Origin of the sequence: Polynucleobacter sp. TSB-Sco08W16, from assembly GCF_018687455.1 — a bacterium.
Taxonomy (GTDB): domain Bacteria; phylum Pseudomonadota; class Gammaproteobacteria; order Burkholderiales; family Burkholderiaceae; genus Polynucleobacter.
The window spans coordinates 1,216,116-1,236,438 of record NZ_CP061291.1; the positions used below are offsets into that span (position 1 = coordinate 1,216,116).

A 20,323-nucleotide genomic window follows, 5' to 3' on the forward strand; every position below is an offset into this window, starting at 1 on the left:
TAGTTTCGGTATTTTTGCCATTCCCTAGGTATATGGGGGCTTTTAGAGGAAATTCAAGGGTTTGGCTAGATAACTTCCTGGAGCCTGCCTTCTGAGGAGATCAGGTAAGCCTTATTGGGCTTATCTTTGCGGATGCGGGACAGTTCGGCTTGATAGTTTTTGAGTTGCGCACGATATTTTTCATACTTCTCGCTACCCACTTCTGGAATGGTGAGCTTGTAATCAATGATGGCAATGTGATCGCCCAACTCTACTAAACGATCTATACGGAAGCTCTTGCCTTTTTCACTGGCAACATCCAATTCATTCCAGGCGGCAATCCATTCACCTGAAGTCAGATAGGGTTTGAGCTCTGCTGACTCCAAAACTGTCTTCGTGCGCTCAAGTAATTTCTGGGCATGCGTCTGATCTATTCCAAGCCAATTCATGAGCTCTTGTTCGCTAGGTATGAGAGCTTTTGTTTGATTGCTAGAGTCTGGGATTAAGAACTCTAGCAGCTTATGAAAGTGGGTACCCTCTTCCAAAATCTCTGGATCAGGCTCTTCTCTTGCCTGCTCTAATGATTTTGAAGCAAGCTCTTTAGCCAACTCGCCACTAACGATTTTGGCTAAATGGTCTTGATGGTCACCTACTGCTCTATCCCACTCAAGCTGGAAGTGATCCATCTTAAATGCCATGGGGCCGAGCTCATCTTTGACCTCTTCTGTATTCGGCACAAGGTCCCCAAGCTTAAGCGCCTCTAGATCAAGTACCTTGATGCCGGCGGTCAATGCTTTGCCATACCAAGATTTTTCCTTAATGCCGTTATTGGAGTTAGATGCAACGCCGCTAATCCATAGTCCATGCTTGGCTCTTGTCATTGCCACATACAGTAAGTTCCAATTCTCATTTAGGCTAACTTCGCCCTCCTTCTTAAACACCAAGCTTCGATCGCCCGTTAATGTTTTAGAGGTATATAGGGAAAGATGGCTTGGGCTAGTTTTCTCTGGCGACCAATCTAAGAGTACGCCTCGATGTGGCGCTCGCCACTCCGTATTATTGGCATCTAACATGATGACAAATGGCGCCTCCAATCCTTTGGCACCATGAATCGTCATCAAACGAACGCGGCGATGTTGATCTTCCTCAGACGTCTCACCATCAATCTCAACATCCCCAATGTCATCGTTAGCATCAGACTCGGCTTCTGCCTCTACATCTCCCTCATCTGGCGTTTCATCATCATCACCACGACGCATCGCATTCATCTCATCAATAAACCGACTCAAACTTGGGTAACGACCGCCATCCTGATTTAAGGCAAGCTCTAAGAAAGCATCTAAATTAGCCAATACTTGGGCACGTGCCAGGTTTTGGGCAGTAGTTGCGTAACGAACCCGCAAATTACTCTCGTGATAAATCAAATCCAATAAATCATGTACTGGCAATACCTCACCTAAGCCACGCCAGTGCTCTAAATACCGCGCAGCCTTTTGAATCTCTGCACTGTGATTAGTTTGCAAAGCATCCCACCAAGTTGAGCAACCATTACCAATGCTCTTAGCAAGCTCTTGCATTTGCGCTTCAGTAAAACCAAAAATGGGGCTACGCAGCACTTGAGCCAAAGGCAAATCATGTCTTGGAGAGACCAGTACTGTAAGCAATGCAATCAGGTCGTCAATCTCTAATGTATTTAATAGTCCACCTAAACGTGAGCTGTCATAAGCAAGTCCTGTTTCGCGTAAGGCTTTTTCATACTGAGGCAGGTATTGGCGTCGCTTTACCAATAAGATGAAATCACTACCTCTTGCTGGCCGCCAAATATCTTTTCCGTCTTTCTTATCCATCACTTGGCGCGTGGCCATGATGTGATGAATCAATCGACTAATGGCTTTACCCTCTTCATAGCGCTGCTGAACACCTGTAGTTTGACCAGCATCTTCAATCGGCCCTTCCAAGGCTGAACCAGAGCGCTCTGCAATCACTGGCTCTTCACGAGGAATTAAGGGTAATAGATAGGCTTCGCCTTTGGCTGCAAACTCTTGCCCTGGCAGGCCAGCAAGGGTGGGCTTCCAAGCTGTTGACTGTTTTGTGAATCGATAGCTCTCCGGCAAAGATCCAGATAGAAAAATCTGATTAACTGCATCATTAATTTCAGGGGCATTGCGGCGAGTCTTATTCTGATACAAAGCTGCTGCCCCAAGTTTTTCTTCTAAAAAATCTCGGGCGCTATCAAACAATCTTGGGTCAGCACGGCGGAAGCGATAAATAGACTGCTTCGGATCACCCACAATGAAGACGCTTGGCATTGAACCATCATCACCATAGCCGGCTAACCAAGAGCGCAAGATTTGCCATTGCAATGGATTGGTATCTTGAAACTCATCAATCAGAATATGTTTGTAACGAGCATCTAAGCGCGCCTGCAAATAGGCTGCATTGTCAGAGCTTGCCATGAGCTGGCTAACGCCAATCTCCAAATCATCGAAGTCACGCACGCGCATGGCTTCTTTAGTCTTTTCCATATGGGCTAACATCGCCTGACTCATTGCAAACCAAGCATCATTTAATTGATGAATCAAATGCTCGCTCTGCCATGCAAAAAGGGCCTCATATGCCTGCACCCAGCCATTACGAATGGCAGTAATTTCAGCAGGATCCTGACCAATCTTATTGAGGTATCTCAACATTGGAGCTGAAGTCTTTTGAATATCAGCTAAGGGGCTACGTTTTTGAGTCAGGAAATAACTTTGCCATTGATCGGCGATCTCCATTACAGATCCACCAGCTGCATGATGCTTCATCACCTCTTCTATATAAGGTGCATTTCCTATTTGAGTTGGTGTACCGTTGCTAAAGCATTTGTAGAGCATTTCAAGATTAGCTTTAGTTTGCGGCTGTTGCCAATACTCCTCCAGAGGATTATCTTTCCCCAAATGTGGAAGAATTTTATCTAGACACTGAATCGGTGTAAGGCCCTGCGTATTGCATGCGTCTTGGAAAAATGTCCATGCGCCTCTTTGCTTGAAGAGGCTGTAATTTCCCATTAGAAATTTCTGTGTTTCTACTGCACCAAACTCCTCCAATAGAACGTCATAGTGCTTTTGAAGACCTTTAGGTAAATCTCCCCACCAATCTGCCATGCATTCTTCTTGCAAGCGCTTGGCGTCTTCTCGCAAGCTAAGGCCAGGCTGGACTTCAGCCGATACAGGAGCAGCGCCCAAGAGTCGGCCAAACCAACCATGGAAGGTGTCAATCACAATGGCTTGTGGGCTTGCTAATACCTTTAAGTAGAGGCCTCTAGCTTGCGGTAGCAAAGCATTGACTTCAATTTCCTTAAGTCCTCTTTCAACCAAATGCTTAGTTAAAGCTGCATCATCGCTAACGGAAAACTCTTCCAATAATTTATACAAGCGGTCACGCATCTCTTGAGCAGCTTTGCGAGTAAAAGTCAGCGCTAAGATTTCTTGAGGTTTAGCCCCTGCTAACAATAGGCGAACCATGCGGGCTACCAGAAGCCAGGTCTTACCACTGCCTGCACAAGCAGAAACAATCACTGATCTTGCAGGATCACAGGCGATGGCGTTATCGAACTCTTCGTTCACCACATCCCCTTTCTGCAAATGCCTCGTGCCTCGCAGTACTGACAAACACTATCTGGCGCAAATGCCTGCATTGGCTTGCGTGCCCACAATGCATTTAAGTCTTGAACGATCTGCTCAGAAAATTGCTCCATCAGTTCCGGCATATTCTCGATTGGATGAGCGCGAATATTCTTTTCTTCGCCCTTATTCAATTCAGCTTTCAGAGTTACCCACTCTGCCTGCTGTACTGTGCGCCCAGGCAAATGTGCCGCAATGGAATTCTCATTAGCACCGCGGGCATAAATTAACAATTGCGGATCATCCAAAACGTTTTCAGCACGATTGGTGATCTTCTTTATATTCTGATTTTTATAGTCCATGACTGCAGCTACTGACTTATCAGATACGTGTATATCAAATCGATCAGCACGTCCGGCAATCCGAATTTCTCTTTCCACACCATCAGGATCAGTCAGCATTAAGTTAAAGCCTACTGTTAACTCAGCGTCGTGATAGCGCCAGCCAGTATTCTCCCGTTTTAACTGCCAATCTACAAAGCTTGGGATCTGTTTTTGCCAGTCTCGTAAGGTGCCCAATACTCTGGCATCACCTGCTATGAGTCTTTCAAACTCTTTTTCGGAATAATGCATTAATTGATCAATCATCCACTGACGTCTAGCATCATCACCAGCATGAATGACGGAATGGGGTTTCTTCTCTTCTGTTTTGAGAGCTTGAAAAAAGTTTTTCAACAACGCATGCAAAGTCTGACCAGCCAAAGAAGCATCAAAGCCCTCTTCAAACTCTTTCGCCTTGCGCAAACCCAATAAACTACTGACGTAGTAGCGATAAGGGCAATCGCGCAAAGCCTTGTAGGCGCTTGGTGAAACAGTCGTTGGGATTGCTAGATCCTGATCGGGCGTACTCACCGCCATTCGAATGGGTTGTGATTGGCCTTCATAAGGCTTGAGCTTTGGCTCTAACACTTCTAGCGGGGTTTTCTTAAGCGCTACTTGCAAACGTTGTATCCAAGCTGATGGCCTCAAAGGTTCACCACTTTTACTTTTGCTTTGCCAAAGTAAATCTACGTTTTTGCATGAAACAAGCAGCTGGGAAAGATCTCTAGCTTGTTGTACATATTGCGCAGCAATCGTGGAGGACTTGAGATAACGGTTTAGTGCATCTGAAAAGAATAGTGGTGGCTCTGAAAAAGCAGGTAATTGCTGCTCATCACATCCCACTACCACCACAGCATCAAATTCACGCACTCGTGTTGAGCTCAAGGGCAAAATACTTAATGTTGCCTGAGCCTCTTTACCAGCCTCTTCGTAAGAGGCCTCTTCAATTACGGTTTTCAAGAGGCTTAGCCATTCTGGCAAACGCATCTTCAATTCTTGATATGGGCCATTACTTAAATCAAAGCGCTGGAGAACTTCGAGCAATTGCTTGCCAGCAGCATCTTTCTCTAATCGCTGGAACATACCCGTCTCTTGGAGACTGTCTTGTAGCTGACTATAGGCATCCGCGCATTCTAGGAGAGTTTGTTGCCATTGGAAGTGCAGCCTTTTGACAAACTGGATTAGCTCTATCAATTGCTCATTCGGTGAGCCGCCATGACTTACTGCATAACCATTGGCGCGCTCTATCGCTGCCATAAATGTTTCCCAGCCGGACTTTGCTTGGCTAGCGACCAAAATATCTTCTAGTTTCGCAAGCAAGCCAACGCAAACTTCAGGCGTCTTTTGAAGGCTGTGAGCAAGATCGAAGTAAGGGTTCTGTAAAAACTCGAGCAAGATGCTGGCACTTGGCCCTTCTTTAGGCGCACGAATCAGCTCTAACAAACTATCAAATGCTGCAGCAGCTCGAGTGGTTGATAACTTCCAACCCGTTTCATCTCGAATACGCAGGGAACCGCCAAGGCGACTTAAGAGCGCACGAGCGCGGCGAGCCGCTAAGCGATCTTGCGCTACTAAAGCAATATTTTTCTTGTCAGCAATCAAATGAGATTCGATTGATTTGGTTGCAGCCCATGCCAACTCTTCAAAACGGTTTGCTGCAAGCAAGCGCCAACCATCATGAACGCTGGTTTGGATATTGGCCTCTATTTGATGTTCTTCTGCCTCGTTAACTGAAGCAATATCGTCTTCCGCGTCCAGACCGCCAAGGGCTTCTGCCCATAAGGCAACTGTAGTCCAATCTAAATTGACATGAAACACTGGTGCCCATTGGGCATAGTCGGCTAAATACCGATCAATTAACTCTTGATCAATTGGCTTTGGATCGGCAGTCTGCACCCAGATAAATGGACGAACTGCTGTCGTGTCTTTACTTGGATTGTCTTTTGCCATTTGTAAATGAGTGGACATGGCTAGATGTTTACGAATGACTGGGTCGCCTACATTGGTCAGGTAGCGCCAAAACGCCAAAAGAACTGCAGACTCTTCATCCACGACATTTTTAGATAAACCTACATATGCTTTTGCGACTGCTTGATCTAAAACGTACTCTACTTTTTTAAGCCAGACTTCAGTATCCAGTGAATGGCTATTTAGTAAGTCATTGAGTTCGCCTTGCAACTGCGGCACAACTAATTCAGACAATGCATCGCATGCATCAATGACTGCTTGCGCTAAACCCCAAGCCCCCGCTTCACTCTCCGCTTTAAACCAAGCTTGCAATTTTTTGTGTTTACGCAAATTCACAAACACCGCTAACCATCTCTCTAAATCCGTTTGTTTCTTGGGAAACTTCCATGAGCCTGGTGCCGCTTCTAACCAATCGGCAAAGCTGATCACTTGCGGCAAGAAGGCAATCTTCGGATCAAGATCTGGGGGACGATATTTTTCGAGTGCTGCCCTGATGCCAATTAGAGGACCTGCAGTGCTAAGCACCACTAAGGGGCGCTGTTTGGTTTGCATTGCACAATTCCAAATACCCATTGCTAACTGCTCTAGCGCACTTGCATCAGGCGTGATCGCCCATGATTGCACTTGCTTTTGATCAGAAATGGTTGGAAATGGCTGCGGCATGACTTGAGTAATTTATCTATTTTGAGCAGAATGTTTCGCTTATTGCTAATATAAGCGCTGTAACGCAATAACTAAATAAGCCTAAATAAGGAATTTTCATGAGTGCCGGCATTAAATATGTAACTGACGCCTCTTTCGAACAAGACGTCCTCAAGTCCGATAAACCTGTACTGCTCGACTTCTGGGCTGAGTGGTGCGGTCCTTGCAAAATGATTGGTCCAATCCTGGAAGAGCTTTCCGGTGAGTATGGCGACAAGTTGCAAATCGCAAAAATGAACGTTGATGAGAACCAAGGCGTACCTGCCCAGTTCAATATCCGTGGCATTCCGACTTTGATCCTATTCAAAAATGGCACTGTGGCTGCTCAAAAAGTAGGCGCTTTGGCCAAATCCCAGTTGACTGCATTTATTGATAGTCATCTGTAAATAGTCTCAGACCGCAGGTTCACCAGTTGAGCCTGTGGTTTTTACCTGTTTCTAGTGCTTGTCAGACCCGTTTTTTAGTGTACTATTGCATTTAACAGTAGTTCAGCGCTTTCTCTAGAGTGCTCCTTTCCAGCAATTTACCTCCCCTTCTTTTAGCAAATTCCAAAAATTCTGTTTTTCCATATCTGCGTGATCTAAATCGGCGCAGCGATACCCCAAAACACAATCCCCTTATTCATTTTTATCTTTATCAACACCCGAGAACCACATGCAATTAACTGAACTCAAAGTCCTCCACGTATCCGCTCTGCTTGAAATGGCAGCTAGCTTGGAGATTGAAAACACCCAACGGATGCGCAAACAAGAACTGATGTTTGCCATTCTGAAGAAGCGTGCGAAAGCGGGTGAAACTGTTTTCGGTGACGGCACTTTGGAAGTCTTGCCTGACGGCTTTGGTTTCTTGCGCTCTCCTGAGGCCTCTTATATGGCTTCACCAGATGATATTTATATCTCCCCTGCGCAGATTCGTCGCTTTAACTTACATACTGGTGACAGCGTGGAAGGTGAAGTGCGTACCCCTAAAGATGGTGAGCGTTACTTTGCATTAGTAAAGGTAGACAAGATCAATGGTTTGGCTCCTGAGGCCCTCAAGAACCGCATCATGTTTGAGAACTTAACGCCTTTGCACCCAAACCGCGTGATCAGCCTCGAACGCGATATCAAAGCCGAAGAGAATTTGACTGGCCGCATCATCGACATGATCTCCCCTATTGGTTACGGCCAACGCGGCTTGATCGTGGCATCACCTAAGTCTGGTAAGACAGTGATGATGCAGCACATTGCACACGCGATTGCAGCCAACAATCCTGAAGCTATTCTCATTGTGTTACTCGTTGATGAGCGCCCTGAAGAAGTGACTGAGATGCAACGTTCCGTGCGCGGTGAAGTTGTGGCCTCGACTTTTGATGAGCCTGCTGTACGTCACGTGCAAGTTGCCGAGATGGTAATTGAAAAAGCAAAACGCTTGGTAGAGATGGGTAAAGATGTCATCATCTTGCTTGACTCGATTACCCGTTTGGCACGCGCCTACAACACGGTTGTTCCTTCATCAGGCAAAGTGCTTTCTGGTGGTGTGGATGCCAATGCATTGCAACGCCCAAAACGCTTCTTTGGTGCAGCTCGTAATATTGAAGAAGGTGGCTCATTAACCATCATCGCTACTGCCCTGATTGAAACTGGTAGCCGTATGGATGACCTCATTTATGAAGAGTTCAAAGGTACCGGCAACATGGAAGTTCACCTTGAGCGTCGTTTGGCTGAGCGTCGTGTTTACCCATCGATTAACCTCAATAAGTCTGGCACCCGTCGTGAAGAGCTCTTGGTTAAAGCAGAGAATCTCCAGAAGATCTGGGTATTGCGTAAATTGCTGGCCGATATGGACGATATCGAGGCGATGAACTTCATCGTAGACAAGCTTAAATCGACCAAAAACAACGGCGAATTCTTCGACCTAATGCGTCGCGGAGGCTAATTTAGAGGTCTAGAGGGCTGTTTTAGCCCTTTTTAGACCCTAAAGATGCGCTTTGTTGTTGATTTCATGGCATAATTTCGCCTTTGTTGCACCAATTATTGCTTTTAACTTGGGTAAGTATTTAGGTTGTTTTAACTTAAACGGCTACCCGCTCATAGGACTCAAAATGAAACCTGGCATTCACCCCGAATATCGTGAAATCGTCTTTGTAGACGTTTCCAATAACTTCAGCTTCAAGACTCGCTCCACAATGTCTACTAAAGAGACAATCAAGTGGGAAGATGGCAATGAGTATCCATTAGCCAAGATCGAGACTTCATCTGAATCACACCCTTTCTACACTGGTACCCAGAAAATCATGGATACCGCTGGTCGTGTTGAGAAATTCCGTCAGAAATTCGGTACCAAAGCAGTTGCTAAGGCTTCCGGAGATGGCGCTGCTAAAACAGCTGAGAAAAAAGCTGCTGCAGCAGAAGCTAAAGCTGCTGAAAAGCCAGCTAAGAAGAAGGCTTAATACACCTTATATTCGCAGGGTATGGAAATGCCCTTCTCTGCGAGATAATCAAGGCAGCGTTTGCTGCCTTTTTTATTGTTTGTTTTACTTAACTTAAGTTCATGGTCAAACTCACCGCCGCCGCTACTAAATCAATTCCGCGCATTATTATTTTTGCGCTGACATTGGTTTATGGTTTTGCCGGTTTGTTCTTTCGCGACCCTTGGAAGAATGAGGATGCGATTGGCTTTGGCGGCATGTGGAGCTTATTCCGTGGTAGTTCCATTGATTGGCTCGTTCCCCACTTAGCTGGTCGCGATATTTCCTTAGGTACTCCACTCCCTTATTGGATGGGCGCCACTCTGATTAAGTTATTTGGCGGCTTCATTGGCGCTGCCAATGCTGCACGTTTGTATTCTGCAATTTGCTTCTTTGCAGCAGCCCTAGCGATTTGGTACACCACTTATTTATTAGGTCGTCGTCGTGAAGTGCAACCAATGGCATTGGCTGTTGGTGGCCAGCCAGATATGAAGAGCTATGGTATGACCCTGGCTGATGGCGCACTTCTCATCTTCTTAGCTTGCGTCGGTCTTGCACAGCGCGCTCATGAAACTACGCCTATGATGGCGCAACTCATGGGCATCAGCATCGTGCTCTACGGCACAGTGCGCGGCTTAGACAAGCCGTGGCAAGGTGGTTTGTGGACCGGCCTTGGTATTGCGATTGTGGCACTCTCTAGCAACCTGACTTTAAGCCTCATCATTGTTACCTCCACCATCATCGCCGTCATTGCAAGTAACGCAAAACTCCGTTTTCGCTGGACCTTAGCGAGCACTGTTTTAGGTTTAATCGGTTTTGCAGTATGGCCAGCGCTTTGGTATCTCGCCGATCTGCCGATTGGATGGCGTCATATCGCTGAAGAAGGTTGGCGCAATATGCCGGAGATGCGCTCCGCCCCTTCAATTGAGTCCTTGGGATTCTTGAGTGTGAACTTTTGGGCCTATGCCTGGCCAGTGTGGCCCTTAGCAATCATTTCCTTAGCTCACTGGGGTCGCGCTAAATCTGCTGGCGCTTGGAGAGCCCCTCATCTTTGCATTCCACTCAGTCTATTTATTGGTAGCTTAATTTATGTGCTGTTTCGCTTTGAGGCAAATGAGCATGACCTGATGATCCTCATTCCAAGTCTCTCGATTATTGCCGCCTTTAGCTTGCCGATCCTCAAGCGCAGCGTCATTAGTTTTATTGATTGGTTTGCCATGTTTAGCTTTACGCTCATTGCGCTGGCTATTTGGATTATCTGGTTGGCCAAAGTGACTGGTTATCCAGAAACTACCGCAGCCAATATTGCTCGACTACTCCCTGGCTTTGAAGGTCAATTTAATTGGCTTGCTTTTATCGTAGCGCTAGCGATTACGGGTGTCTGGCTCTCCGTTGTTCGCTGGAGAACTTCACGCGCCCCTAAGGAAATCTGGCGTTGCTTAATTATTTCCGCTTCAGGTACAACTTTAATGTGGGTATTGCTGATGACCTTGTGGCTGCCAACAATTAACTACGCCAAAACATATCGCATTGTTTCTGCACGCCTCTCGCAAGTGGTTCCTCCTGGCGGCGGGTGCATCAACACAAGCAATATCGGTCCTGCACAGCTAGCATCATTTGATTACTTCACTAAGTTGACTTTGCGTGATGATCCTAGTTGCCCTTGGATGCTGACGCATAACCAATCAGAAGCACAAGCTTACGCACAACTGAATAATAAAAAGCTGCATCTCTTATGGGAAGATCGTCGTGCTGCTGACCGAGATGAGCGCTTACGACTTTACGAAGTAACTTCGGAATAAAGGCGTGTTGCACTTTAAGCTATCGCGCCTGCGCGAAGATATCCCCGCTTTACTGAAGCTTGCTGGCCCTTTACTGATTGGTCAATTAGCCGTTATTACTTTCGGTGTTTTAGATACCGCAATGACTGCGCGCTATTCTGCCGAGGATCTAGCGGCACTAGCAATGGCTTCCGCCATCTTTATTAGCATCTATGTGGGTCTAACTGGTGTGGTCTCTGCACTTGCCCCAATCGCCGGCCAACTCTTTGGTGCTAAACGCTATAGCGAAATCGGAGAAGAGGTGCGCCAAGCGACTTGGCTCGCTTTAGGTCTGACTGTACTTGGGTGTTTTATTTTGCTCAATGCAGATCATTTATTGGCGATCTCACATATGAGTCCAGATATTGAGGGTAAGGCTCGCCTCTATCTCAATATCTTGGCACTGGGTTTGCCCGCCAGCATGGGTATGCGCGTCTTAATGGCCTTACATAACGCGGTCTCTCGCCCTGCCGTGATCACCATAGTGCAATTAATTGGCTTAGGGCTCAAACTGCCTTTAAATCTACTCTTTATCTATGGTGGTTTTGGCATCGAAGGTATGGGCGGTCCTGGCTGCGCAGTTGCCACCGTGATCATTAACTGGTCCTGGCTGCTAATGACACTCAGCTTTGTCTTATTTGATCGCTTTTACCGCTCTTTCAATATTTTTGAGCGTTTTAGCTTGCCCGATTGGCATCGCATTTGGACTTTGCTCAAGCTAGGCGCTCCTATTGGCTTTAGCTATTTGATTGAAGTGACCTCGTTCACCTTTATGTCATTATTTATTGCACGCTTAGGCACTACTGCCCTAGCGGGTCATCAGATTGTGGCAAATATGGGCACTGTGATTTATATGGTGCCACTATCTCTGTCTATTGCAACCATGACTTTGGTTTCGCAATCGATTGGTGCCAATAAACCAGAACGTGCTGAAGAGATTGGCTGGTCATCCGTCTTCTTTACAACTACTTTGTGCATCACGATTGGTATTGCTGTCTGGGTGTTCCGTCTGCAGTTGTTGGATTTATATGATCCACCAGCAGCAGTGAAGGTATTTTCAGTGCCACTCTTTTTGTTCATTGCTTTTTATCAAGTCTTTGATGCACTACAAGTGACTGCCGCATTTATTCTGCGCGCTTATCGCATTGCGTTTTGGCCAATGCTGATTTACGCAGGATCACTCTGGGGTGTAGGCCTTGGTGGTGGCTATCTGATGGGCTTTAATGTATTGGGTAATACGCCAACATTTTTGCAAGGTGCAAATGGCTTTTGGGCTGGCAATAGCATTAGCCTAGGATTGGCTGCTTGCCTGCTTCTCTACCTCTTTAGAAAAACGGCGGAACGTTATGAAAAAACGCATCCGCCGCTTGAGACTTAGAGAGCTGATTCTGTCTTAGCGATAGCTTGGGCCTGGAACAGGTGTCGCATAGCTAGGAACCTGATTACCCTTGGAGTACATGCACTGTTGATAGGCGATGTTGTATTGGTTCTGCGCTTGATTTTCTTTTCCGGATGCATTCATAGCCCCAATTGCAGCGCCACCCAATAAACCGACTCCAGCACCTGTACCAACACCGGTATGACTGCCGCCGCCAATCACTGCGCCAGCAGCCGCGCCCAGAGCAGCAGCCACAGCAGCACTAGTAACACCCTCTTTTAGCGCTGCATTACTAGTGTCTTTCACTGCATTGGCAGCGAACTCACGACATACCTGATCTTCTTTTTGGAACACCTCAAATGGTTTTCCATCGCGCGGCATGATAGCCACTGTCGGACCGGTTGGTGCAGATACGCAAGCAGTTAATGATGCAAGAACGGATGCAGTCAATACTGCAGTGCGAGCAAATCGTTTCATATCTAATCCTTTATTACCCTGAATAATTATTCTGAACTTCTGGAAGTTTAGTGCTGCGGGCCTCTAGGCTGTGCATTACTTGTGGGTGGCGTTGCAGGCTGCGCTTGCCATCCAGAAGGGCACTCTTGTGCATAAGGGAAATATTTTCCACTAGCTTGGCAGTAATACCAAACTGCAGGCTGAGGCTGAGCTGCCAAGACCATCGGTTGTGGAGGGGGCATATAAACAACTGGAGGTGCATATGCTACTGGTGGAGCATAGTAACCAGCATAAGGACCGTAATAAGCCCCGCCGTATGCCCAATTACCACGCCATCCTGGGCCCCAACCATGACCCCAACCTCCACCATAAGGCCCATAGGCCGCTGGACGCCAACCACCACCGTAGCCACCCCCCACCGAAACATTCCAGCCCACATTACCCGCTTGGGCAATCACCGGTGAGGTGGCTAATAAAGCCACTAAGGCAACACCTAAGATGCTGAATTTATTGATTTGTTTCATGATCGACCCCCATATATTTGGTCTTTTACTACCTTCAATTTCTATTCTAGTTTTTTCTAGTATTACTATCAATAACGCCTCAAATACAACTAGGCTGACAAGAAAATGACTTATTTATTAAAGCTATTAGTGGCCTGCCTATTGCTCTAATTTTGCGCCTGACTGCAATACCACCCTACTCCACTTTGCAGATTCTTGCGCGATTAGCTTGGAGAGTTCTTTGGGGCTTCCTGGGTTGGGCTCCAAGCCTCCAGCCAGGAGTCGAGCTTTAACGTCTGGGTTATTTAAAGTGCGGCGCGTTAATTGATTCAAGCGCTTCTGAATTGAGGGTGGCAAATTAGCTGGTGCCATTAATGAAAACCAAGAAATTGCCTCAAATCCTGGCAGACCTTGCTCAGCAAATGTTGGAATCTCAGGTGCGGCATGCGAACGCTTTAAAGTAGTTACCCCTAAAGCTTGTACTTCACCGGCTTTAATTAAGGGCAAGGAAGAAGATAGGTTATCAAAGAGCATGGAGATGCGACCACTTACTAAATCGGGTAGTGATTGAGCGCGCCCTTTATAAGGAATATGCCGAATTTGTATACCAGCCATCTCTTTAAATAATTCACCTGACATGTGCAATGAAGTGCCTACGCCAGAAGAGCCAAAAGTCAGTTGATTCGGTTTAGCTTTGGCAAGTTGAATGAGCTCATGCAAACTATTCACGCCGAGTTGTTTATTGACAATCAGCACATTGGGAGTGCTTGCCAGAAAACTAATGGGTGTGAAATCGTTGATAGGATCAAAAGATATCTTTTCATAGAGGGCACCATTGATCGCATGAATGCCAACCGTACCGATGAGGAGCGTATAGCCATCTGGTTCACTCTTAGCAACGATATCTGCGCCAATGTTGCCACCATAACCTGGACGGTTTTCTACAAGTACAGGGACGCCTAAACTTTGTTGCCAGCTTTCAGCAAGCACGCGAGCCAAAATATCGGGCGCACCACCCGGGGTAAAACTCACGATGATCCGAATTGCTTGCTTTGGCCAGCTGTTATTGGCACTGCTCTTTGTGAGAGCCTGGGCTTGGGCTGTTAGCATCGTGACGCTGAGGAACAATACTAGAAGTAGGCGCTTAGCCATCCGCGAAACCCGCATCATCCAAAATCCCAACAGAGTATTGGGCGGACTACCTTAAAAACCAAATCGGGAACGCAACCACAGCCATCCATCATATTTGACTGGATCATCGGCACAGGGACCAATACCGCATTCGAGCAAGGTGGATACCAGATTACCCAATACGATCAGAATAAAAATAATGATTAAGGCATTCGCAAACCACGAACGTGAACGCACTTCGCGATTAGGCAGCATCAATAAGATTGCAATGCCGCCCAATAAGCCCAGATAACCTACAAAGGCCCAGGTATAAAAATGCAACTCTAGGAACGTTTTTCCAAATCCTGGATCGCCCGGCAGAATATGCAAGAACACTTGACGTAGTGAAACCATCATCCCTACTAAGCCACCCATGATGCCCCAACCATAATGCGCCGAGTGCGCACCACAGCGAATGTTCAAAACTAAGGCCGATCCAATAATGACAAAACCGACTCTTTGCATTAAACAAAGTGGGCAAGGCAACTCACCAAAATAGAGTTGATCCATAAACGCATATGACAAAGTACCAATGACGGCCAATAAGGCGAACTGATTGCCAAGCGCCGCTAAAGTAGGAAAGGAATGTTTGCTCACAATGAATTACAGACTGATGTTGAGGTGATCTGTCGCGTGAAAGCGGAACCAAACCATCAATATGACAACCGTGATGGCCAAGACAGTGAGACCTGCAAGACGTTTCTCAAACCAGACCAAGACTAGTCCGATAAAAGCCGTCAGAAAAGGTAGGAACATGTACATAAATGAATTCTAGCGCAGGACTCCCGGGGATGGGTAAACCAGTAAATTCAGGGCTTAGAAAGTGGTCTTATGTTTAGAATGCCAAGAATGACTAGAAACTCCACCCCGCCCTGCTTAGACCTCCTTTTTGATGGGCCGATTGCAAGGCTTACCTTTAATAATCCTGCTGCCCGTAACGCCATGACATGGCCGATGTATGAAGAACTCAAAGTCATCTGTGATTCACTAGCTAGCAATCATGACATTCGTGTAGTGATATTGAGGGGTGCTGGCGATAAAGCATTTGTATCAGGGAGTGATATCGAGCAGTTTGTGGCAATGAAAAAAGATGAGGCCTATGAAGTGGCTGTCGACCACATCTTTAGTTCATTACAACTATTACCTATGCCTACGATTGCGTTGATCGAAGGCTTGGCGGTGGGTAGTGGCCTTCTGATTGCGACAGCTTGTGATTTTCGCATCTCTACACCTGAAGCACGCTTTGGCATTCCAGTTGCACGCACCTTAGGAAACTGTTTATCACCAAGCAATCTAGCTTGGATTGGTGCGCACCTAGGCATTCCGATGGTGAAAAAAATGTTGCTGACAAGTGAACTCATCAAAGCACCAGAGTTACTCGCAACAGGCTATCTTTATGAAACAGTGGATGCTCAGAACATCACCAGTGCCGCAGATGCTCTAGCCCATAAGCTAGCAGCTCTTGCACCGATTACTCAAAAAGCAAGCAAGTTAACCATCGCGCGTTTGTTGCAGAACAATCTGCCTGACTGCAGTGATCTCATGCGTGAGACCTATAACAGTCAGGACTTTAAGGAAGGCGTGAATGCCTTCTTGGAAGGGCGCCCACCGAAGTGGTTGGGCAAGTAAGATTTAAGTGGTATTAAATAATTTTAGTTTTCAGATTTTTCAATCCAGCAACACTGCCCTCCAATACATCCCCTTTTTTCACAGGGCCTACGCCTGCAGGAGTGCCTGAGAAAATTAAATCGCCTGGCTCTAAAGTAAATAGCGTTGAGAGGTAAGCAATAGTGTCTGGCACATTCCAGATCAACTGATTGAGATCGCCCTCTTGACGCACTTCCCCATTGACTAAAAGCTTTACGGAGCCCTTTGCTGGGTGACCACACTGACTGACAGGGGTAATCTCACCGCAGGGAGCAGATTGATCAAACGCTTTACCGGTATCCCAAGGGCGCCCCATCTTTTTAGCCTCACCCTGCAAGTCACGGCGAGTCATATCCAAGCCAACGCCATAGCCATAGACATGGTCTAAGGCCTGATCAGCAGCAATATTAGCGCCACCTTTGCCAATGGCGACAACCATTTCGATTTCGTGGTGGACATCATTTGATAAAGCGGGATAAGCCATGTCTTTGCCATCAGTAACAATAGAGTTTGCAGGCTTCATAAAAAAGAATGGTGGCTCACGATCAGGATCATGCCCCATCTCACGCGCATGGTCAGCATAATTGCGACCTACACAATAAATGCGATTGACTGCAAAGCGGCGACTATCGCCAGTCACTGGCAAAGAGATTTGAACTGGGGCATCGATAACAAAAGCTGAACTCATGACTTACCTTTCAATGGATTTTGGTGTTGCTATATTTCTGTTTTTAGAAGTATGACGCAATTTGAGTAGCAAGATACTGAGAGCCAAAGCAAAAGTCAGGGCGTTGGCCAATATCAAGGGCCATTTCTCAATAATGAGGCCATAGACTAACCACAAACCTACACCTACAGTAAACAAGGCATACATCCCCAAGGAGACTCCAGAGAGATCTTTGGTGCGCCAAGACTGGATCGCCTGAGGCAAAAAGGCGACTGTAGTGAGAAAAGCGGCGCAATAACCAATGATCTCTATTTGATGGGGTTCAAGACTCATCATTTGATTGTAATTAGGGAAACTCGGAAGTCATTGATCTAGCGCAGGAAGGTATTTTCTGTACATAATGGATGCTTGCAGTTCAACTTAAAGCTAAAAATACAAAATGAGACAACAATATAAGCAGTGGATTGGCACAATCATATGCGCCGCCTTGATCGCTAGCCCCGTGTTTGCCCAAGGCGAGGCAGCCCTCAAAAATTATCCGGATAAGCCAATTCGCCTGGTGATTCCCTATCCTCCTGGCGGTGCAACTGATGTGATTGGCCGCATCATGGCGCAAGAGCTCTCTAAGACCCTGAACCAACAGGTAATACCGGATAACCGAGCTGGAGATAGCGGCAATATTGGCGCTGATATGGTGGCTAAGTCACCTGCTGATGGCTATACCTTGTTAATGGGCGCACTGACTTCCCATTCGATTAACGCCATTCTTGATAAAGACCGAATTAAGTACAGCCTTGAGAAAGATTTCACACCAGTGGCAGTTGTGGGTGTTGTCCCCTTAGTTTTTGTTGTAAATCCTTCTGTCCCTGTAAAGAATATGAAAGAGTTCATTGCTTACGCCAAAGCCAATCCAGGAAAACTGACCTTTGCATCCTCTGGTGCTGGCGCTCCTCAGCGCTTGGCAATGGAAATGTTCCGCTATCAACTAGGTCTCGACTTATTGCATGTGCCTTACAAAGGTAGCGGTCCCGCCATGACAGATTTAGTTGGTGGACAGGTTCTAACAATGTCAGAAACCGTGCCAGCGGCTTTGCAATTTATTCAAGCTGGTCAATTAAGAGCTCTCGCTGTCACCACCTCAAAACGCATCAGCCAATTGCCCGATGTACCCACGATCACCGAGGCTACAGGCTTACCTAACTTTGATGTAGTAAGCATGTTTGGTATTGAGGCGCCAGCAGGAACACCTAAGGCTATCGTTAATAAATTGAGTAGCGATATCAGATCTATTTTGCAGCGTCCTGACGTTCAAGAGCGCATGTTAGCTGCTGGGGTCTATGTGAACTATCTTTCTCCAGCAGAATCGAGCAAGCGCATCACTCGCGAATTGAATATGTGGAACAAAGTCATTAAGGATGCCAATATCAAGGCTGACTAAGTACAACGCTTTGCTTTAAATAACAATGGGGCCTCAATGAGGCCCCATTTTTTAACACTACTGATATCTACTCTAAATTACTCAGCTTCAATCTTGGCTTGCTGCGCTACCTGCTCCCACTTCTTTTTCTCAGCAGCAATAAATATTTTGGTATTGGCTGGTGTATCGCCGACTGCCCAACCACCCAAATCTTTCCAACGCTGTTTAATCTCAGGAGTTTCCAGCGCCTTCTTCACAGCAACATAGAGCTTATCGATGATTGGTTTTGGTGTTCCTGCTGGAACAAACAAACCAAACCATGCAGTTACATCAAAATTAGGATAGCCCGATTGAATCATAGTTGGTACATCAGGCAACTCTGCAACACGGTTCTTACTAGTAACCGCCAAAGCGCGTAATTTTCCAGACTTGATGTACTGCATTGAGCTTGGTAAGTTATCCACCATCATGCTGGTCTGACCGGCCAATAGATCGGCCAAGGCTGGGCCAGCCCCTTTATATGGGACATGAATAATATCGATTCCTGCTTGTGTCTTGAACAACTCGCCAGACATATGAATAGACTGACCGCGCCCAGAAGATGCAAATGAATACTTGCCTGGATTAGCTTTAGCCAAAGCCACCAGCTCTGCAACCGTCTTGGCCGGTACTTCTGGGTTGACAACCAAGACGTTAGGATTTGCAATCACAATCGTGACCGGCTCCATATCTTCCATCTTGTAGGGAAGATTCTTGTAAAGACTGTAGTTAATTGCATTGGGACCAATATTGCCCATTGCCATGGTGTACCCATCAGCAGGTGCCGAGAGCAATGCTTGAATACCAATGATGCCAGCACCTCCAGCCTTATTTTCAACAATGACTGTTTGTTTGAGCTCTTTACCCAAGACTTCTGAGAGTGCACGCGCAGAAATGTCGGTAGTTCCTCCTGGCGCAGCAGTCACAATAATCCTGACTGGTTTATTGGGAAAAGGCTCAGCAGCATTGACTAAAGAAGTGAGGGATAAAAATGCTGCAACTGCAGCAAAAATACCTAAGCATCTACCGTGCGAAAAGGGGATCCGTGTCATTTTGTCTCCGTTAACTATTTTATTTATCTGAGTAATATAAACTCTTCTCACGAATATTAAATAATTGTTTAAATCCATGCAAAATTCTGCATTGCTTCAATTCTGTTACTACCTAGAGAGCACCTCTCTCAATGCGGCGATACAGGATCATTTTTGGATCGTTCCTACCATGCAAAGCCTTCATATTCTGGCCATTGCATCAGTTCTAGTGGGGGTACTCCTAATTAATCTGAGGATTCTTGGTGTTCATGGGCAAAGCGACCCGATTGCAACAGTCATCGCTCGTTACCAAGCGTTAATTTGGTTCGCCTTACCAGTTCTGCTCATTACTGGTTGCATCATGATTGTGGGTGAGCCCGCAAGATCATTAACTAACCCAGCCTTTCAGCTGAAAATGTTGATGTTAGTGATAGTAATACTCATCACCCTACACTTTCAAAGAAAGTGGCGCAACAACCATTCTTATGCTCAAGCAGATTTAGGCAACCGATTGTTATCCATCGTTTCTCTGACATTGTGGATTGGCATAGTTGCCGCAGGCCGTTGGATTGCATACGCATAACTCATAAGCACAAAAAAGATGAACGACATTCTGATTTTAATTTATGGCAACCCGATTGCCGAAACCATTCGTGAAAACGAATTTTTATTCCCTTGGGTTGAGTCCCTACATGTGCTCGCAGTAACCTTAGTGATTGGCTCTATCGCCCTAGTAGATTTGCGTTTGATTGGTATTCGCGCCCTGAATCGCCCAATCAGCAATATCAGCAAAGAACTGCTGCCTATTACTTGGATGGCTTTTTTGATCGCCGCCATCACCGGGGCCATTCTATTTACTTCGAATGCTCTGAGCTACAGCCAGAACTTTCATTTTCTAGGAAAAATGATTTTGCTGGGCTTGGCTGGTGTAAATATGATGTGCTTTCAATTCATCATTGGCAAAAATATCGATAGCTGGAATCACTATCAACAGCTACCCACTTCTGCCCGCCTATCTGGAGCCATCTCACTAGCACTGTGGGTGAGCATTATTTTCTTTGGACGATGGATTGGTTTTACGCTTGAACCAGTATTAGCAGTTTCATAATAAAGAG

19 protein-coding genes are annotated in these 20,323 nt (G+C 46.2%); 9 read left to right on the forward strand and 10 right to left on the reverse strand.

All coding sequences use genetic code 11. From position 1 onward, the window contains the following. Window positions 1-65: 65 nt before the first annotated feature. Window positions 66-3,584 (reverse strand): exodeoxyribonuclease V subunit beta, encoded by a 3,519-nt coding sequence (locus tag FD961_RS06010; protein ID WP_251371234.1) that lies wholly within the window; start codon window positions 3,582-3,584, stop codon window positions 66-68. Next, window positions 3,581-6,592: a PD-(D/E)XK nuclease family protein gene (locus FD961_RS06015; protein WP_215393078.1), complete on the reverse strand. Its 3,012-nt coding sequence runs from the start codon at window positions 6,590-6,592 to the stop codon at window positions 3,581-3,583. Before FD961_RS06015 ends, FD961_RS06010 begins: the two co-directional genes overlap by 4 nt. 98 nt (window positions 6,593-6,690) lie before the next feature. On the opposite strand from FD961_RS06015, the gene trxA reads away from it, so the two are divergent. From trxA to FD961_RS06040, 5 genes are all read left to right on the forward strand, one after another. Further along, window positions 6,691-7,017 (forward strand): thioredoxin TrxA, encoded by a 327-nt coding sequence (trxA, locus tag FD961_RS06020; protein WP_068948270.1) that lies wholly within the window; start codon window positions 6,691-6,693, stop codon window positions 7,015-7,017. A 268-nt stretch (window positions 7,018-7,285) separates the two neighbouring features. Beyond that, a complete protein-coding gene (rho, locus tag FD961_RS06025) occupies window positions 7,286-8,548 on the forward strand; it encodes a transcription termination factor Rho (protein ID WP_011903147.1) in 1,263 nt (420 codons plus the stop codon). A 166-nt stretch (window positions 8,549-8,714) separates the two neighbouring features. Then, window positions 8,715-9,062 (forward strand): type B 50S ribosomal protein L31, encoded by a 348-nt coding sequence (locus FD961_RS06030; protein WP_068948267.1) that lies wholly within the window; start codon window positions 8,715-8,717, stop codon window positions 9,060-9,062. 101 nt (window positions 9,063-9,163) lie between these two features. Continuing rightward, window positions 9,164-10,882, forward strand: a complete 1,719-nt coding sequence (locus FD961_RS06035; protein WP_215393079.1) for a glycosyltransferase family 39 protein — start codon at window positions 9,164-9,166, stop codon at window positions 10,880-10,882. 4 nt (window positions 10,883-10,886) lie between these two features. Next, window positions 10,887-12,278: an MATE family efflux transporter gene (locus tag FD961_RS06040; protein WP_215393080.1), complete on the forward strand. Its 1,392-nt coding sequence runs from the start codon at window positions 10,887-10,889 to the stop codon at window positions 12,276-12,278. A 15-nt stretch (window positions 12,279-12,293) separates the two neighbouring features. Here the strand turns inward: FD961_RS06040 and FD961_RS06045 are convergent, their stop codons facing one another. The 5 genes from FD961_RS06045 to FD961_RS06065 all read right to left on the reverse strand — a co-directional run bounded on the left by FD961_RS06045 (window position 12,294) and on the right by FD961_RS06065 (window position 15,169). Then, a complete protein-coding gene (locus FD961_RS06045; protein WP_215393081.1) occupies window positions 12,294-12,755 on the reverse strand; it encodes a glycine zipper family protein in 462 nt (153 codons plus the stop codon). A gap of 47 nt (window positions 12,756-12,802) precedes the next feature. Continuing rightward, window positions 12,803-13,258, reverse strand: a complete 456-nt coding sequence (locus tag FD961_RS06050; RefSeq protein WP_215393082.1) for a hypothetical protein — start codon at window positions 13,256-13,258, stop codon at window positions 12,803-12,805. 138 nt (window positions 13,259-13,396) lie between these two features. After that, the gene (locus tag FD961_RS06055) at window positions 13,397-14,407 is read right to left on the reverse strand and encodes a tripartite tricarboxylate transporter substrate binding protein (RefSeq protein ID WP_215393083.1); all 1,011 of its coding nucleotides are present in this window, start codon (window positions 14,405-14,407) and stop codon (window positions 13,397-13,399) included. Between the two features lie 33 nt (window positions 14,408-14,440). Then, window positions 14,441-15,004, reverse strand: coding sequence for a disulfide bond formation protein B (locus FD961_RS06060; protein ID WP_215393084.1), 564 nt, complete (start codon window positions 15,002-15,004; stop codon window positions 14,441-14,443). 6 nt (window positions 15,005-15,010) lie between these two features. After that, on the reverse strand, window positions 15,011-15,169 hold the full coding sequence (locus tag FD961_RS06065; RefSeq protein WP_215393085.1) for a DUF5993 family protein: 159 nt from the start codon (window positions 15,167-15,169) through the stop codon (window positions 15,011-15,013). An 87-nt stretch (window positions 15,170-15,256) separates the two neighbouring features. On the opposite strand from FD961_RS06065, the gene FD961_RS06070 reads away from it, so the two are divergent. Next, window positions 15,257-16,036, forward strand: coding sequence for an enoyl-CoA hydratase/isomerase family protein (locus tag FD961_RS06070; protein ID WP_215393086.1), 780 nt, complete (start codon window positions 15,257-15,259; stop codon window positions 16,034-16,036). A gap of 13 nt (window positions 16,037-16,049) precedes the next feature. Here the strand turns inward: FD961_RS06070 and FD961_RS06075 are convergent, their stop codons facing one another. Both FD961_RS06075 and FD961_RS06080 read right to left on the reverse strand, forming a co-directional pair. Continuing rightward, complete coding sequence (locus FD961_RS06075) at window positions 16,050-16,742, reverse strand: fumarylacetoacetate hydrolase family protein (protein ID WP_215393087.1); 693 nt, start codon at window positions 16,740-16,742, stop codon at window positions 16,050-16,052. 3 nt (window positions 16,743-16,745) lie between these two features. Then, on the reverse strand, window positions 16,746-17,057 hold the full coding sequence (locus FD961_RS06080) for a SemiSWEET family sugar transporter (protein WP_371817144.1): 312 nt from the start codon (window positions 17,055-17,057) through the stop codon (window positions 16,746-16,748). Between the two features lie 103 nt (window positions 17,058-17,160). Here FD961_RS06080 and FD961_RS06085 point away from each other — a divergent pair, with 103 nt between their 5' ends. Then, window positions 17,161-18,159, forward strand: coding sequence for a tripartite tricarboxylate transporter substrate binding protein (locus FD961_RS06085; protein ID WP_215393088.1), 999 nt, complete (start codon window positions 17,161-17,163; stop codon window positions 18,157-18,159). A 77-nt stretch (window positions 18,160-18,236) separates the two neighbouring features. On the opposite strand, the gene FD961_RS06090 is transcribed toward FD961_RS06085, so the two are convergent. After that, a complete protein-coding gene (locus FD961_RS06090) occupies window positions 18,237-19,229 on the reverse strand; it encodes a tripartite tricarboxylate transporter substrate binding protein (RefSeq protein WP_215393089.1) in 993 nt (330 codons plus the stop codon). A 76-nt stretch (window positions 19,230-19,305) separates the two neighbouring features. On the opposite strand from FD961_RS06090, the gene FD961_RS06095 reads away from it, so the two are divergent. Together FD961_RS06095 and FD961_RS06100 are read left to right on the forward strand one after the other, a co-directional pair. Beyond that, window positions 19,306-19,791, forward strand: a complete 486-nt coding sequence (locus tag FD961_RS06095; protein ID WP_215393090.1) for a DUF6644 family protein — start codon at window positions 19,306-19,308, stop codon at window positions 19,789-19,791. An 18-nt stretch (window positions 19,792-19,809) separates the two neighbouring features. Then, on the forward strand, window positions 19,810-20,316 hold the full coding sequence (locus FD961_RS06100) for a DUF6644 family protein (RefSeq protein WP_215393091.1): 507 nt from the start codon (window positions 19,810-19,812) through the stop codon (window positions 20,314-20,316). The last annotated feature ends 7 nt before the right edge of the window (window positions 20,317-20,323 follow it).

Bases quoted from the DNA above. Each gene is read 5' to 3' on its own strand.
- FD961_RS06015 (WP_215393078.1), bottom strand. From the start codon at position 6,592: ATGCCGCAGCCATTTCCAACCATTTCTGATCAAAAGCAAGTGCAATCA.
- trxA (WP_068948270.1), top strand. From the start codon at position 6,691: ATGAGTGCCGGCATTAAATATGTAACTGACGCCTCTTTCGAACAAGAC.
- rho (WP_011903147.1), top strand. From the start codon at position 7,286: ATGCAATTAACTGAACTCAAAGTCCTCCACGTATCCGCTCTGCTTGAA.
- FD961_RS06030 (WP_068948267.1), top strand. From the start codon at position 8,715: ATGAAACCTGGCATTCACCCCGAATATCGTGAAATCGTCTTTGTAGAC.
- FD961_RS06035 (WP_215393079.1), top strand. From the start codon at position 9,164: ATGGTCAAACTCACCGCCGCCGCTACTAAATCAATTCCGCGCATTATT.
- FD961_RS06045 (WP_215393081.1), bottom strand. From the start codon at position 12,755: ATGAAACGATTTGCTCGCACTGCAGTATTGACTGCATCCGTTCTTGCA.
- FD961_RS06050 (WP_215393082.1), bottom strand. From the start codon at position 13,258: ATGAAACAAATCAATAAATTCAGCATCTTAGGTGTTGCCTTAGTGGCT.
- FD961_RS06055 (WP_215393083.1), bottom strand. From the start codon at position 14,407: ATGATGCGGGTTTCGCGGATGGCTAAGCGCCTACTTCTAGTATTGTTC.
- FD961_RS06065 (WP_215393085.1), bottom strand. From the start codon at position 15,169: ATGTACATGTTCCTACCTTTTCTGACGGCTTTTATCGGACTAGTCTTG.
- FD961_RS06070 (WP_215393086.1), top strand. From the start codon at position 15,257: ATGACTAGAAACTCCACCCCGCCCTGCTTAGACCTCCTTTTTGATGGG.
- FD961_RS06075 (WP_215393087.1), bottom strand. From the start codon at position 16,742: ATGAGTTCAGCTTTTGTTATCGATGCCCCAGTTCAAATCTCTTTGCCA.
- FD961_RS06080 (WP_371817144.1), bottom strand. From the start codon at position 17,057: ATGATGAGTCTTGAACCCCATCAAATAGAGATCATTGGTTATTGCGCC.
- FD961_RS06085 (WP_215393088.1), top strand. From the start codon at position 17,161: ATGAGACAACAATATAAGCAGTGGATTGGCACAATCATATGCGCCGCC.
- FD961_RS06090 (WP_215393089.1), bottom strand. From the start codon at position 19,229: ATGACACGGATCCCCTTTTCGCACGGTAGATGCTTAGGTATTTTTGCT.
- FD961_RS06095 (WP_215393090.1), top strand. From the start codon at position 19,306: ATGCAAAATTCTGCATTGCTTCAATTCTGTTACTACCTAGAGAGCACC.
- FD961_RS06100 (WP_215393091.1), top strand. From the start codon at position 19,810: ATGAACGACATTCTGATTTTAATTTATGGCAACCCGATTGCCGAAACC.